The organism is Pseudomonas sp. GW823-FHT06B06 (assembly GCF_058795195.1).
In genome coordinates, this window is sequence record NZ_JBXAHO010000054.1 from 16641 (window position 1) to 30794 (window position 14154).

Annotated in this window: 14 protein-coding genes; 5 read left to right on the plus strand and 9 right to left on the minus strand. The window is 63.0% G+C overall.

The features are described 5' to 3' along the window. Nucleotides 1-19: 19 nt before the first annotated feature. Nucleotides 20-943 carry a LysR family transcriptional regulator gene (locus AC1Q8Q_RS29635; protein WP_033042043.1) on the plus strand — a complete coding sequence of 308 codons (924 nt, stop codon included), beginning with the start codon at nt 20-22 and terminating at the stop codon, nt 941-943. Here AC1Q8Q_RS29635 and AC1Q8Q_RS29640 read toward each other — a convergent pair. The 3 genes from AC1Q8Q_RS29640 to AC1Q8Q_RS29650 all read right to left on the minus strand — a co-directional run bounded on the left by AC1Q8Q_RS29640 (nt 906) and on the right by AC1Q8Q_RS29650 (nt 3223). After that, nucleotides 906-1535, minus strand: coding sequence for a helix-turn-helix transcriptional regulator (locus AC1Q8Q_RS29640; protein ID WP_033042045.1), 630 nt, complete (start codon nt 1533-1535; stop codon nt 906-908). The genes AC1Q8Q_RS29635 and AC1Q8Q_RS29640 overlap by 38 nt on opposite strands. Nucleotides 1536-1554: 19 nt before the next feature. Beyond that, on the minus strand, nt 1555-2190 hold the full coding sequence (locus AC1Q8Q_RS29645; RefSeq protein WP_168758322.1) for a hypothetical protein: 636 nt from the start codon (nt 2188-2190) through the stop codon (nt 1555-1557). Between the two features lie 244 nt (nt 2191-2434). Then, a complete protein-coding gene (locus tag AC1Q8Q_RS29650) occupies nt 2435-3223 on the minus strand; it encodes an alpha/beta hydrolase (RefSeq protein WP_454866085.1) in 789 nt (262 codons plus the stop codon). Nucleotides 3224-3275: 52 nt separating this feature from the next. Between AC1Q8Q_RS29650 and AC1Q8Q_RS29655 the strand changes: the two genes are divergently transcribed. The 3 genes from AC1Q8Q_RS29655 (at nt 3276) to AC1Q8Q_RS29665 (ending at nt 6266) form a co-directional block, all read left to right on the plus strand. Beyond that, entirely contained in the window at nt 3276-4553 is a 1278-nt protein-coding gene (locus AC1Q8Q_RS29655) for an NTP/NDP exchange transporter (protein ID WP_492615860.1), read from the plus strand. Between the two features lie 10 nt (nt 4554-4563). Then, complete coding sequence (locus AC1Q8Q_RS29660; RefSeq protein WP_168758320.1) at nt 4564-5508, plus strand: aldo/keto reductase; 945 nt, start codon at nt 4564-4566, stop codon at nt 5506-5508. 104 nt (nt 5509-5612) lie between these two features. Next, entirely contained in the window at nt 5613-6266 is a 654-nt protein-coding gene (locus AC1Q8Q_RS29665) for a peroxiredoxin (protein WP_492615861.1), read from the plus strand. Between the two features lie 145 nt (nt 6267-6411). Here AC1Q8Q_RS29665 and yghX read toward each other — a convergent pair whose 3' ends face one another. The 6 genes from yghX to AC1Q8Q_RS29695 all read right to left on the minus strand — a co-directional run bounded on the left by yghX (nt 6412) and on the right by AC1Q8Q_RS29695 (nt 13521). Continuing rightward, nucleotides 6412-7299 carry a YghX family hydrolase gene (yghX, locus tag AC1Q8Q_RS29670; protein ID WP_492615862.1) on the minus strand — a complete coding sequence of 296 codons (888 nt, stop codon included), beginning with the start codon at nt 7297-7299 and terminating at the stop codon, nt 6412-6414. 54 nt (nt 7300-7353) lie between these two features. Next, nucleotides 7354-7755 (minus strand): heme-binding protein, encoded by a 402-nt coding sequence (locus AC1Q8Q_RS29675; RefSeq protein ID WP_033044508.1) that lies wholly within the window; start codon nt 7753-7755, stop codon nt 7354-7356. Between the two features lie 19 nt (nt 7756-7774). Then, nucleotides 7775-8995, minus strand: coding sequence for a glycolate oxidase subunit GlcF (gene glcF / locus AC1Q8Q_RS29680; RefSeq protein WP_033044510.1), 1221 nt, complete (start codon nt 8993-8995; stop codon nt 7775-7777). A gap of 3 nt (nt 8996-8998) precedes the next feature. After that, the gene (gene glcE / locus AC1Q8Q_RS29685; RefSeq protein WP_020801335.1) at nt 8999-10063 is read right to left on the minus strand and encodes a glycolate oxidase subunit GlcE; all 1065 of its coding nucleotides are present in this window, start codon (nt 10061-10063) and stop codon (nt 8999-9001) included. After that, a complete protein-coding gene (gene glcD, locus AC1Q8Q_RS29690; RefSeq protein ID WP_492615863.1) occupies nt 10063-11562 on the minus strand; it encodes a glycolate oxidase subunit GlcD in 1500 nt (499 codons plus the stop codon). Before glcD ends, glcE begins: the two co-directional genes overlap by 1 nt. Before the next feature lie 195 nt (nt 11563-11757). Further along, on the minus strand, nt 11758-13521 hold the full coding sequence (locus AC1Q8Q_RS29695) for an L-lactate permease (RefSeq protein WP_020801333.1): 1764 nt from the start codon (nt 13519-13521) through the stop codon (nt 11758-11760). Between the two features lie 178 nt (nt 13522-13699). On the opposite strand from AC1Q8Q_RS29695, the gene AC1Q8Q_RS29700 reads away from it, so the two are divergent. Beyond that, nucleotides 13700-13936 carry a hypothetical protein gene (locus tag AC1Q8Q_RS29700; RefSeq protein WP_020801332.1) on the plus strand — a complete coding sequence of 79 codons (237 nt, stop codon included), beginning with the start codon at nt 13700-13702 and terminating at the stop codon, nt 13934-13936. Nucleotides 13937-14154: the final 218 nt, after the last annotated feature.

Here is a 14154-nt window from a genome sequence, read left to right on the forward strand (position 1 = left end):
ACGATAAGGAAAACTAACCGTGCCACCCGAGCTGAAGATCACTCAACTGCGTTATTTCGTGCTCGTCGCCCAGCTCAAAAGCTTCCACGGCGCGGCGCGGCAGGCGTATCGCACGCAACCGGCGTTGTCGTTGGCCGTGCGCGAGCTCGAACAGAAGCTCGGCCAGCCACTGTTCGAGAAGGGCGGTAAAACCGAGCTGACGCCATTCGGCGCGCACTGTCTGCCGCTGTTCCAGGATTTGCTCGCCCATCACGATCGCATCGCCCGGGAAGTGAGCCTGCTGGCGCGGCACGAAATAGGCCAGGTGAGCATTGCCACGGTGCCGTCGGTCGCCAGCCGCCTGTTGCCGCACCTGCTCGCGAGGTTTGTGAGCGAGCACCCGAAAATGCAGATCAGCATCCAGGACGGCACCGCCGACAGCGTGCAGCAGTTGTTGGTCCAGGGGCAGGTGGACTTTGCCATCAGCAGCGTGTGGGTGGCGGATGACAACATCGAGTTCGTGCCGATCCTGAGCGACCGGGTGGGGGTGGTCTGTCGGCATGATCATCCGTTGGTGGCCAACGGCGCGGCGCTGCATTGGTCCAGCCTGCAAGCGTACCCGTTGGTGCGCAATGGCACCTCGCGCCTGCTGGCGGGAACCGAGGCGGAAAGCTTGCTCGACAACAGCCTGCTGTTCGTCTCCAACATGATTTCGCTGATCGCGATGCTCGAAGAAGGCATCGGCATCACCACGCTGCCGTCCCTGGCGTTTCCCAAGGGCAATGAACAGCTGGTGTTTCTGCCATTGGCCGAGCCCCGGGTGGAGCGCCAGATTGGCATCCTGTGTCGCAAGGGCCATAGCCTGTCGCCGGCGGCGGCCGAGTTGAGGGGGTTCCTGCGGGCGCAGATGCAGATGCCCGGGCAGGTCAGTGATGGGTCGGTGGTTCCGTCGGCCGTAGTTTGAAACGACAGACATTACCGCCGCGCACCATGCATTCGGTGTGCTCGACTTCAGCGCCGCCCAGCGCCCCGATCAACGCCAGGTCCAGTTCACAAACGACCGGGTGCGCGGCGGCGAGACGGTGGAACACGCAGTTGTGGGCGACGATTTCCTGATCGCCGGATGAGCGGAAAAACACCTCGGCTTCATAGCCCGCCTGATTCATGTGCTGCACGATCTTCGTTTCATCGACCACCTGCTGTTCGCGGTCCAGGGCCAGTTTGCGGCCCAGGTTGCGCATCAGCGTCGCCAGCGCCTCGGGGCCGATGATGTCGGCCACTTCATCGATCAGCGCGCTGGCGAGCAGTTGATACTGGCGCGGGAACTGTTCCCTGGCGTGGTCGGTGAGTTGATACAGCTGCTCAGGACGACGCCCCGTCGGCCGGGTTTCGCCGCGCAACACCAGGCCATCCCGCTCCAGCGCCGCCAGGTGTTGGCGAATCGCCGTACGCGTGACGGCCAGGTGCTCGGCCAACTCATCGATGCTCATGCCGCCGGCTTGATGCAGCAGCGCGTTGAGCAGGTCCTGCTGGGTTCGACCCAGTCCTTGCAGCATGGTGTACCCTCGCGCCGTGTCAGAACTTGTCGGGGAATTGCTTGACCAGCGCCGCGGTCAGTGCGTCCGCCAGCGCCAATATATGCGTGCGCATCATCGACCAGGTACGTGCTTCGCCGGCGTAATCGTGTGCGGCGAATTCATCGATCTGGGCGACGTGATGGCCGCCATGGGCCGACAGCAGATTGACCAGCGTCGCTTCCGGCAGATTCGGGTTGGCCCTGGCCAGGAACGCCGCTATCGCCTTGGCATTGCTGGTCAACTCGGCAACGGCGGCCTGTTTGCCTTTGCTGTCCTTGGCCACCGTGGCATCGCTGTAGTGTTTCACCGCGCCCCAGTGACCGGCAAGCAACTTGAGCAGTTGGTCGGCGGCCGGTTGGCCATAGAGCGGCGCGATGCTGTTGGCGATTTTAGTCGCGTTGTCGACCACCTGGTCAGTCGCCACTTTTGCCTGCTGGCGGTCGGCGGCCTGGTTGGCGAGCGCGTAGTTCCTGATCCAGAAGATGTGTTCGACCCAAAGATCCCGTAGCGCCAGGCGCGTTGTCAGCGCGGCGCTATCGGCGGTTGGAGCAGGCGCGGGAGCGGGCGCGGTCTGGCTCCAGGCCGGTGGCACGCAGAAAGCCAGGAGGATCAATGCAAGTGTCTTGATATTCATGACGGCAGCCTCTGAATGGGATGGATCGACAATATCAATTAAAGCATATAAATATGTTTTTATTGGGTGTGGCTGAAATCCCCGATCAATGGTGGCGCAAGAGGCTGGGCATTTCGGGTGAATCGGCGTGCCGGTGTCTTGGTTCGCCTGTAGGAGCGAGGCTTGCCCGCGAAGAACGATAAAGCGGTAATACAGTTAAACCGCGGCATCCGGTTCGCCGGCAAGCCTGGCTCCTACAAGGTAGTTACAAACCATCCCTCAGTGCCTTGACGTAGTCGGGGCTATTACCTATCGAGTTGTGCCCGGTGCCTGCAATCACCTGCAGCGTCGCCACGCCCGGGCGGAAATGGCTGTAGAGGCGCCGGGTGCTTGCGCCTGGAATCACCTCGTCGTGCTCAGCGGCGATCAGGCGCGTCGGCACCGTGATGTGCTCGGCATAGCGCCAGGATTCGAATTTATCCTTGAGCAGCCACCGCACCGGCAGCCAGCGGAACTGGCGCTCAGCCAATTCCTCCAGGCTGTTGTACGGCGTGATCAGCAGCAGTTTCGCCACCGGCCGATAACTGGCCAGGCGCACCGCGACCCCCGAGCCCAGGCTGCGTCCGACCACCGCCACCTGCGGGTGGTCGGCGTAGACCTTGTCGAACAAACTCATGGCATCGCGAGCAATCGCTTCTTCGGACGGTGAACCGCTGCTGCCACCGTATCCACGGTAATGCAGCAGGTAAAGGGCATGCTCGGGAAAGGCCCGGTCGAACTCCGGCAGGCTGCGCGAGACGTCCTCGGCATTGCCACCGAAATAAATCAGCGCCTTGGGCCCGGCATGCGACCGCACCGACACCAGCACCTGCGCCTCGTCCACGGGCAACGTCAGCAGTGTCTCGGGCGAGTCGACGGCGCGGGGCTGCGGGTAGTAGATCAGTGCGCGCTGAAACGCGAACAGGGCCGCGCAGAGCGCCAGGTACAGCACAGCGGCGATGACGACGAGTAACACCAGGGTACGAGACATTCGGCTAACGTTAGTGGGCAACATTGACGGCTCCGGGGTGCTGTCAGAGTGTAGCTGGCGGTAAAGGAGGGCACCGATGCCCATGGCGCTCAAGTGGCTCAACGTGTTGCCTGCAGAAAGAGCGGCCCTGGCCTTGGGTTTTGCGTTCCATTTCTGCGTGCTTGCCAGTTATTACCTGGTACGACCGTTGCGCGATGCCTTGGGTCTTGAGGGCGGTGTCGAGAAGTTGCAGTGGCTGTTCACCGCCACCTTCGTGGTGATGCTGCTGATGGTGCCGGTGTTTGGCACGCTGGCGTCGCGGTTGCCGGCCACGCGCTTCGTACCCTTGATTTACCGGGTGATTGCCGTGTCGATGCTGGTGTTTGGCCTGTTGATCGGCAACCACGTCGCGCCGGTGACGGTCGGGCGGGTGTTCTTTGTCTGGATCAGCCTCTACAACCTGTTCATCGTCTCGATTTTCTGGAGTGTGCTAGTCGACCGTTTCTCCAACGAGCAGGGGCGACGGCTGTTCGGCTGCATCGCGGCCGGCGGCACCCTGGGCACCTTTATCGGGCCCTTGCTGGCGGCGACCATGGCCACTCGTTTGGGCCCGCTGGCGTTGACCGTCGGCGCGGCGCTGCTGCTGGAACTGGCGGTGCATTGCTATCGGGGGCTGCTGGCGAGGACGCAATCGCAGCAGGCCAACCGGATATTGGACGAACGGCGCCTGGGGGGCAGCATGCTCGCCGGGATCACGCTGATCCTGCACTCGCCTTATCTCTTGGGGTTGGTGGCCTTCATGCTGCTGCACACCAGCGCCGCGACTTTGTTGTATTTCGAGCAGGGACGGATCGTCACTGGCAGCTACGCTGATGTAGGCAGCAGGACGCAATTTTTCGCCGTGGTCGATTTGCTGGTGTCGGCGCTGACCCTGGTCTGTCAATTGTTGCTGACGGCGCCGTTGATTCGCCTGGTGGGCATTGGTGGCGCGTTGCTGGCGCTGCCCCTGGCGACAGTCGTGGCGTTTTGCGCCATGGCACTGGCACCGGTGCCAGCCAGCGTGGCACTGGCCCAAGGACTGCGCCGCGCGGTGGAGTTCGGCGTGGTCCGGCCGGCGCGTGAGGTGCTGTGGACGGTGGTCAGCCGTGAAGAGAAATACAAGGCCAAGAATGTGATCGAAACCCTGGTCTATCGTGGCGGCGACGCTGCCAGTGGTTGGCTGTCGGCCGGTTTGACGGCCCTGGGCGCAGGCTTCGGCCTGGTCGCGCTGGCGGTCGTGCCGGTGGCGGGAGTGTGGGGCGGGTTGTGCCTGTGGCTGGCCAGGCGCCAGGCGCGATTGGCCGAAGCTGGACCACAGGAGCCGGGCCACCGGTGAGGGAATCGTCATGAGCCATGCGCAAGGTTTGACCCGCAGGCAAATACTCACGCTGGCTGCCGCCGCTTCGGCGGTCTTCACGCTCGGCCCGAGCGGTGCGCAAACCTCGCCAGCGGCGGGAACAGGAGGCAAGACCATGATGACCCGCGTCATTCCTTCCAGCAAAGAGCCATTGCCCGCTGTCGGCCTTGGCACCTATCGCGGCTTCGATGTGGCGCCTTCGGATCCAGCGTACCGCAGCTTGCCAGCCGTGCTTGACGCGTTGTTTGAAAAGGGCGGCAAGGTCATCGACAGCTCGCCCATGTACGGTCGCGCCGAGCAGACCACCGGCGAGCTGCTGTCGATTCACGAGCCACGGTCGCCGGCGTTCCTGGCGACCAAGGTGTGGACCCGTGGCCGCGAGGAAGGCATTGCGCAGATGGAGCAATCGTTCAAGCTGCTGCAGACCGACCGCATCGACCTGATGCAGATCCACAACCTGCTGGACTGGCAAACCCACCTGCCGACCCTGCGCCAGTGGAAGGAAGAAGGACGCATTCGCTACATCGGCATCACCCATTACACCGCGTCGGCCTATGACGAAGTGGAGGCCGTGCTCAAGACTGAGCCGCTGGACTTCCTGCAGATCAACTATGCGCTGGATGATCGCGGCGTCGAAAAACGCCTCCTGCCACTGTGTCGCGACCGGGGTGTCGCGGTGATCTGCAACCGGCCGTTCGGCGGCGGTGGATTGATCGCGCGGTTGCAGGGCAAACCGTTGCCCGGTTGGGCCGCGCAAGTCGGGATCAAGAGTTGGCCGCCCCTGGCACTCAAGTTCCTGTTGTCGCATTCGGCGGTGACCTGCGTCATCCCCGGCACTGGCAACCCGCGCTACATGACGGAAAACGCCAGCGCCGGTTTCGGCCCGATGCTTACCGATGCGCAGCGTCATCAGTTGATCGCTTTGCTGGATTGACGCCAGGGAAGGTTTTGAAAAGCGTGTTCCTGACTACACTGATTGAGGTCCGAAAAACCTGAGCATGCAAGACATCCCCGACCATTACACCAAGGAGATCGAACATGACTATCCGCATTGGCGATGAGGCACCGGATTTCACCGCCGACAGTACCGAGGGGCCGATCCACTTCCACGAATGGATCGGCGACAAATGGGCCATCCTGTTCTCGCACCCCAAGGACTTCACGCCGGTCTGCACCACCGAGCTTGGCTATATGGCCCGGCTGAAGCCCGAGTTCGACAAACGCAACACCAAGATCGTCGGCTTGAGCATCGACCCGGTCAGCGACCACCGCGCCTGGGTCGGCGACATCGAGGAAACCCAGGGCCATGCGGTGAACTATCCGATGATCGGTGACGACAACCTGGTGGTGGCCAAGCTCTACGACATGATTCACCCCAATGCCAGCGGCGGCCAGCGCACCGCCGTGGACAACGCCACGGTGCGTTCGGTGTTCATCATCGGCCCGGACAAGAAGGTCAAGGCGATGCTGATCTACCCGATGAGCGCCGGGCGTAATTTCGACGAAGTGCTGCGCCTGCTCGACTCACTGCAACTGAACGCCAAGCACACCGTCGCCACGCCTGTGAACTGGCGTCCGGGCGAAGACGTGATCATTCCGACGTCGGTTTCCGATGAGGATGCGAGGAAGAAGTATCCGGATGGCTTCAAGACCCTGAAACCGTATTTGCGCTTGGTGCCGCAACCCAAGTAGGCCCTGGTGGGTGACCTGTACACCGCTCCTGCGGGGACGGTGTGCAGGGGAATGCTGTTCACTTAAGCATAGGAATTTATGTAAAACGTGGGGTGTACATATCCATTCCTGCGGTAACGGATATACCCCCAATCCAAACATTCAATCACACCAGATATTTACGAAACCACCCCAGCGCCCGCTCCCAGGCCAGCTTCGCCGCCGCCTCGTCATAACGCGGCGTGGAGTCGTTGTGAAAGCCATGGTTGGCGCCGGGATAGATATAGGCTTCATAGGTCTTGCCGCCGGCCTTCAGCGCCTGCTCATAGGCGGGCCAGCCTTCGTTGATGCGCGTATCCAGTTCACCGTAGTGCAGCATCACCGGCGCCTTGATCCGGGGCACATCCTTGGCGTGCGGTTGCCGGCCGTAGAACGACACGGCGGCGCCCAGTTCCGGGTAAGCCACGGCTGCCGCATTGGTGACGCCACCGCCATAACAGAACCCGGTGATGCCGACTTTTCCACTGGCGTCGGGATGCTTCATCATCCACTCGACGGCGGCGAAGAAGTCATTCATGAGCTTTTGCGGGTCGACCTTTTCCTGAAGTGCACGGCCCTTGTCGTCGTTGCCGGGGTAACCGCCGACCGAACTCAGGCCATCCGGGGCGAGGGCGATGAAACCGGCCTTGGCCAAGCGCCGCGCGACGTCCTCGATATAAGGGTTGAGCCCGCGGTTTTCATGGACGACCACCACCGCCGCGACCTTGCCGGCGGCTTTTGCCGGACGCACCAGATAGGCGCGCACCTGCCCGTTGCCCTTGGGAGAGGGGTAGGTGACGTACTCGGCGATGATGTCCGGGTCGGTGAATTCGACCTGTTCGGCAAGGGCGTAATCCGGGCTCAGGGACGCCAGCAGCGCACCAGCGGTCAAGCCACCCAGGGTGAACAGCGCGGCGCGGTCGAGAAATTCGCGCCGGTTGATCAGGCCATGGGCGTAGTAGTCGTAGAGTTCCAGCAGTTGCGGGGAAAAGTCTTTTGCAGTGAGACGGGGCATCGGTGCGCTTCCTCTTCGGCGGATTGATGGTTCTTGCAGCGACATGCCCTGTGGTCAACCGAGGCACTGCGCCCCGGCTTTCGCCACTTGTGCATCCTGCTCGGCCTTGACCCCGGACACCCCGACCGCGCCGATCACCTGGCCGTCGACCATGATCGGCACCCCGCCTTCGAGGGAGGTCAGCAGCGGGGCCGACAGAAAGGCCGTACGCCCACCGTTGACCATCTCTTCATAGCCTTTGGATTCACGCCGCCCCAGGGCCGAGGTGCGGGCTTTTTCCGTGGCGATGTAGGCGCTGATGGGCGGCGCGCCATCAAGGCGTTCGAGGGCCAGGGGATGTCCTCCGTCATCGACCACGACAATGGTCACCGGCCATTGGTTGGCCTGGGCTTCGGTGCGCGCGGCAGCGAGGATCCGGCTGATTTCGACCTGGCTCAGGACGGCTTTGCGGTTCATGGGCGTTCTCCAGTGGGCGTTATTGGGACAAGGCGTCTTCGACCAGTTCGATCCAGTGCCGAACGGGGGTGCGACCCGCGCCGTCGAGGTGCGACTGGCAACCGATATTGGCGGTGACGATGACTTCGGGGTAGCCGCTTTCCAGGGCATTCAACTTGTTGTCGCGCAGCTGTCGGGCCAGTTCCGGTTGGGTCAGCGAATAGGTGCCCGCCGAACCGCAGCACAAATGGCTGTCTGGAACAGTGGTGAGGTTGAACCCCAGGCGGATCAGCAGCTTCTCCACCGCGCCGCCGAGTTTTTGCGCGTGCTGCAAGGTGCAGGGGCAATGGAACGCCACGCGGTGGGCGTTGTGGATGCCCAGTTGTTCCAACGGTTCGTCGCGCAATACTTCCACCAGGTCCCGGGCCAGCGCGCTGACCTTTTTCGCCTTGTCGGCATAGGCTGGATCGCGTTCGAGCAGGTGCCCGTAATCCTTGATAAAGGCACCGCAACCGCTGGCGGTTTGCACGATGGCCTCGGCGCCTTGTTCAATACCCGGCCACCAGGCGTCGATGTTGTGCCGGGCCCGATCGAGGCCAGCCGCCTGGGCGTCCAGGTGATAATCCACGGCACCGCAACACCCGGCCTCGCGGGCCGGCATGACGCTGATGCCCAGCCGGTCCAGTACCCTGGCGGCAGCCACGTTGGTATTGGGCGACAGTGCGGGCTGCACGCAACCTTCGAGCATCAATACCTGCCGGGCATGGCGGGTGGCGGGACGCTGCTTGGGCACCGGGAGGTTGCGCGGCAGTTTGCCCTGCAGCGTACCGGGCAGCAGCGCGCGCAGTGTCTGGCCACTGTTGACCAGGTGTTTGAACAGGTCCGGATGCGGCACCAGCTTGCGCAGTCCCTCGCGCAACAGGCGCTGGCCAATCGGACGCGGCACCGCTGCATCGACCACGGCGCGACCAATGTCCAGCAAATTATGGTAATCGACCCCCGAAGGGCAGGTGGTCTCGCAGTTGCGGCACGACAGACAGCGATCCAGGTGCAGTTGGGTCTTTGCCGTGACTTCGTTGCCTTCCAGCACCTGCTTGATCAGGTAGATGCGCCCGCGCGGGCCATCGAGCTCATCGCCGAGTAACTGATAGGTCGGGCAGGTAGCGTTGCAAAAACCGCAGTGCACGCAGGTGCGCAGGATGCTGTCGGCTTCTTCGGCGCGGGGCAATCGGCGGGCGCGTTCGCTCAAGGTGGTCTGCATGATTCATAACTCCGCGTACAGGCGTCCGGGGTTGAAGATGCGCTGGGGGTCGAGTTGCTGCTTGAGGCTCTGGTGGTAACGCAGCAGCGCGTCGGGCAGTGGCTGGAAGGGCGTGTCCGTGAGCCCGTGGCTATAGCAGGTGACGTGCCCGCCAGCCTCGGCGACGACCTGGCGAATGAACGTTGCCCGGGCATCGGACTTGAGCCAGCGCTGGGCGCCGCCCCAATCGATCAGTTGCCGACCGGGCAGGGACAGGCGCGGTGTGTTGTTGGGCACGGACAGGCGCCACAGTGGCTGGTCTTCATCGAAGAACGCCAGGCGCTGTTCGTTGAGATCGGCCCAATACGAAGCGTCGAGCACCTCGCCACCCAGGCGATCGCGGGCCGCCGCCACCGAGCCTTCGCCGCCCTCGAGCCGCAAGTGCAGGCACTCGCCGTCATGACAGGCGGCGCTGATCGGCAGCGGTTGCTGGCCCCATTCCGCCAGGCGCAGCAAAGCTTGCTCGACGTTCATTTGCAGGCTGATGCTCAGGGCCTGCCGGGGCTTGGGCAGGACCTTGAGCGAGACCTCGGTGATCAGGCCCAAGGTGCCGTAACTGCCGGCCATCAGGCGCGACAGGTCGTAACCGGCGACGTTTTTCATGACCTCGCCACCGAAACGCAAATGCTTGCCCAGCCCGGTAATCACCCGCGTACCCAGCACGAAATCCCTCACCGACCCCGACCACGGCCGACGCGGCCCGGACAGCCCGCAAGCGATCATGCCGCCGACGGTGGCGTCATCGCCGAAGGCCGGCGGTTCGCAGGGCAACATCTGCTGCGCGGCGTCCAGCACGCTTGCCAGTTCCGTCAGCGGTGTGCCACAGCGCGCTGTGATCACCAGTTCTGTCGGGTCATAGCGGACAATGCCCCGGTGCGATCGTGTATCGAGTATTTCCCCCGCCGTCACGCGGCCCAGGAACGCCTTGCTGTTGGCGCCCTGAATCCGTAGCGGCGTGGCGTTGGCCAACGCCTGGTTGACCTGCTCCAGCAGCGCTGTGCTGTCATCGAGATCAGCAGGTGGGTGCATCAGAAACGCTCCAGGTCGGGGAAGGGCAGTTTTCCTGCGTGCACATGCATGGCACCAAACTCGGCGCAGCGGTGCAGGGTCGGTATGTTCTTGCCGGGATTGAGCAGTCCGCCGGGGTCGAAGGCCGCCTTGACCGCATGGAACAGGGTCAGCTCATCGCTGTTGAACTGCGCGCACATCTGATTGATCTTTTCCCGGCCTACGCCGTGTTCCCCGGTAATGCTGCCGCCGACTTTCACGCACAGCTCGAGGATCTTGCCGCCCAGGGCCTCGGCGCGATCCAGTTCGCCCGGTGTATTGGCATCGAACAGGATCAGCGGGTGCATGTTGCCGTCGCCGGCATGGAACACGTTGGCTACTCGCAGGCCGTATTCGGCCGAGAGTTCGGCGATGGCCTTGAGCACGCCCGGCAGTTCACGACGCGGGATGGTGCCGTCCATGCAGTAGTAATCCGGCGACAGGCGGCCCACCGCCGGAAAGGCGTTCTTGCGTCCGGCCCAGAAGCGCACGCGTTCGGCCTCATCCCGGGCCTGGCGCACTTCGGTGGCGCCGGCCTGCTCGAGCACCTGGCGCACGCGGTCGCAATCGTCACGCACGTCGGCTTCGACGCCGTCGAGTTCGCACAGCAGGATGGCCTCGGCCTCCACCGGGTAACCGGCGTGGATGAAGTCTTCGGCAGCGCGGATGGCCAGGTTGTCCATCATCTCCAGGCCGCCCGGGATGATGCCGGCGGCAATGATGTCGCCGACGGCGTGGCCGGCTTTCTCCACGGAGTCGAACGCGGCCAGCAGCACCTTCGCGGACTGCGGCTTGGGCAGCAACTTGACCGTGACTTCGGTGATCACCCCAAGCATGCCTTCGGAGCCGGTGAACAAGGCCAGCAGGTCAAGGCCGGGGGAATCCAGGGCGTCGGAGCCCAGGGTCAGTTGTTCGCCGTCGACGGTGAGGGTGTCGACCTTGAGCAGGTTATGCACGGTCAGGCCGTACTTGAGGCAATGCACGCCGCCGGCGTTTTCGGCGACGTTGCCGCCAATCGAGCAGGCGATCTGCGAGGACGGGTCGGGCGCGTAGTACAGGCCGAACGGCGCGGCGGCCTGGGAGATCGCCAGGTTGCGCACTCCCGGCTGCACCCTCGCGGTACGGGCGGCGGGGTCGATCTGCAGAATCTGGTTGAAGCGGGCCATCACCAGCAGCACGCCTTTTTCCAGGGGCAAGGCGCCGCCAGACAGGCCGGTACCGGCACCCCGGGCGACGACCGGTACCCGGCGTGCGTGACACAGGCGCAATACGCCCTGGACCTGGGCGATGTCCCGCGGCAGCACCACCAGCATCGGCGTGGTGCGGTAGGCGCTCAGCCCGTCGCATTCGTACGGCTTGAGTTCTTCCTGCTGGTGCAGGATTTCCAGGTCGGGCAACTGCGTGCGCAAGGCCTGCAACAGCGCGGCCTTGTCGACCTCTGGCAGAGCGCCATCAACGCGTTCATCGTAGAGAATATTCATAGTCGTTTTACGATACTCCGTTCATGAAAGCCCGGGCGATTGCCGTAATGCTGGGTCACTGTAGGAGCGAGCATGCTCGCGATGGTCGTCAACGATAACGCGTGTTTACTGACTAAACGCAGCGTACTTGAGTCCATCGCGAGCATGCTCGCTCCTACAGTGAACAGCATTTGGGTGATTGCCCGGGTTGTCCGATCAATGGCCGCCCACCACCATATTGCTGAACGGTGCGACATAGGCCTGCAACGTCACCAGGCCGCCGACCAGGATCGCCAGGACGATCGAGTGGAAAAACACATAGCGCAGGATTTCCCCTTCATGGCCATACCAGCGGGTGGCGGTGGAGGCAACGACGATCGACTGGGCGTCGACCATCTTGCCCATGACCCCGCCGGAACTGTTGGCGGCGGCCATCAACACCGGGCTGAGCCCCAGTTGCTCGGCGGTGACTTTTTGCAAGCCGCCGAACAGCACGTTGGACGCGGTGTCCGAGCCGGTCAGCGCCACGCCGAGCCAGCCGAGCAGGGTGCCGAACATCGGATAGAAAATCCCTGTCGCGGCAAAGGCCAGGCCCATGGTCGCGTCCAGCCCCGAGTAGCGGGTGAGGAAGCCCAGGGCGAGCATCGCGGTAATGGTGACCAGTGAGTAGCGCACCACCCACAGCGTGCGTAGGTACTGGTGAACCAGCTGCGGGATGGAGTAGCCCATCAACAGCCCGCCGAGAATCGCCGACAGCAGAATGCCGGTGCCAGTGCTGGTGAACCACGTGAACTTGTAGATCGCTTCTTCGGTTTTCGGTGCAGGCACTACGGGCGGAATCTTTTCGATCTGCTGGTGAATCGTAGTGAAAGTCAGGACCGGGGCGAAAATCGGATTTGCCTCGCGCAACGGTTTACCCTGGGGATCCAGTTTGGCCGCGCTGGTGGCCGGATCGATCGCCGGGCGGGTGTCGAACATGTTCTTGAAGCCTTGGGTACCCCAGGCGAAAACGAAGACCGTGAGGATGATCCACGGCATCCAGGCGCGCATTACCGCGGGCTTGGCATCGCTGGCAAAGGCTGCGCTGGCGATCGGCTTTTCGTCATGCTCCTCGGCGATGGCCGAGTTATCGACGCGCCCGGACAGGGCGGCGGAGGTATGCACGGTGGCCGGTTTCCACACTTTGAGGAAACCCGTCAGGCAGGCCATGGAAATCAGCGCGGCGATCACGTCCACCAGCATCGGCCCGTGATAGTTGGACACGATGAACTGCGGGACGGCAAAACTGACCCCGGTCACCAGGATCGCCGGCCAGATTTCCAGCATCTTGCGCCAGCCGGCGAAGGCCCAGATCAGCCAGAAAGGCACGATTACCGAGAAGAACGGCAGTTGCCGTCCGACCATCATCGACAGCTCCATTTCATCGAGCCCGGTGACTTTGGCCAGGGTGATGATTGGCGTGCCCAGGGCCCCGAAGGCCACGGGCGCGGTATTGGCGATCAGCGCCAGGCCCGAAGCGGCCAGTGGTGAAAAGCCCAGGCCGATGAGGATCGCCCCGGTCACCGCCACCGGCGTACCGAACCCCGCTGCGCCTTCGAAGAAGGCGCCGAAACAGAAGGCGATCAGCAGCAATTGCAGGCGGCGATCGTCGGTGATCCGCGCCAGGGAGTCCTGCAGCACTTTGAACGAGCCGTTCTCGGTGGTCAGCCGGTGCAGGAAAATGATGTTCAACACAATCCAGCCGATGGGCAACAAACCGTTGGCGGCGCCGTACAACGCGGCCGACCCCGCCATGCCGGCGGGCATGCCGAAGGCGAAAATCGCGATCACCAGGGCCGAGGCCAGGGCGAGCAGTGCCGCCAGGTGTGCCTTGACATGGAAGAAGGCCAGGGCTGCGAGCATCACCACCACCGGCACGGCTGCCATGAGGGTCGAAAGCACCGGGTTGTTGAACGGATCGTAGATTTGCTGCCAGACCATGTTCCACCTCTGCTTTTTTGTTGTTGGGAGTGCAGCCCCTTGGGGGGGAGGTGGCCTCTAGTATAGGTGCCATTGCGCCGCTGTCAGGGCGCGGTGGCCGTCGCCTCGATCAGCGCTTGGCAGGCGGCTGAGCTAGCATTGCCGATAGGTCGAAACCAACCGTGGGAGGGGAGCAGCAATGACTGAGCGCCATATCGAGCACAAGGAGACGCTTTCGAACGGATGCAGCATCAAGGTCAAGGCCGAGATACTGAAGGACGGCTCATTGGGAATGTTCATCGGTGTTTACCGGCCGGACGGCTCGGTCATTGACGAAAACCACGATCCAAAACCCCATATGCTGGACATGGAAGCAGCGATGGACTGGGGAATTGACATTGCCAAGGGTATCGGCAACAGCCAGAGAACCTTGTAACGCATGGCTGGGGATTGGCGATGCGATATTCGCGAGCAGGCTCGCTCCCACAGGGGAAATTCGATCAACTGTGGGAGCGAGCCTGCTCGCGAAGCGTTTGATTTTTAATGCTTGAACATCACATGCCGCACAACGGTGTAATCCTCCAGCCCATACATCGACATGTCCTTGCCATACCCCGACAACTTCTGCCCGCCATGGGGCATTTCGCTGACCAG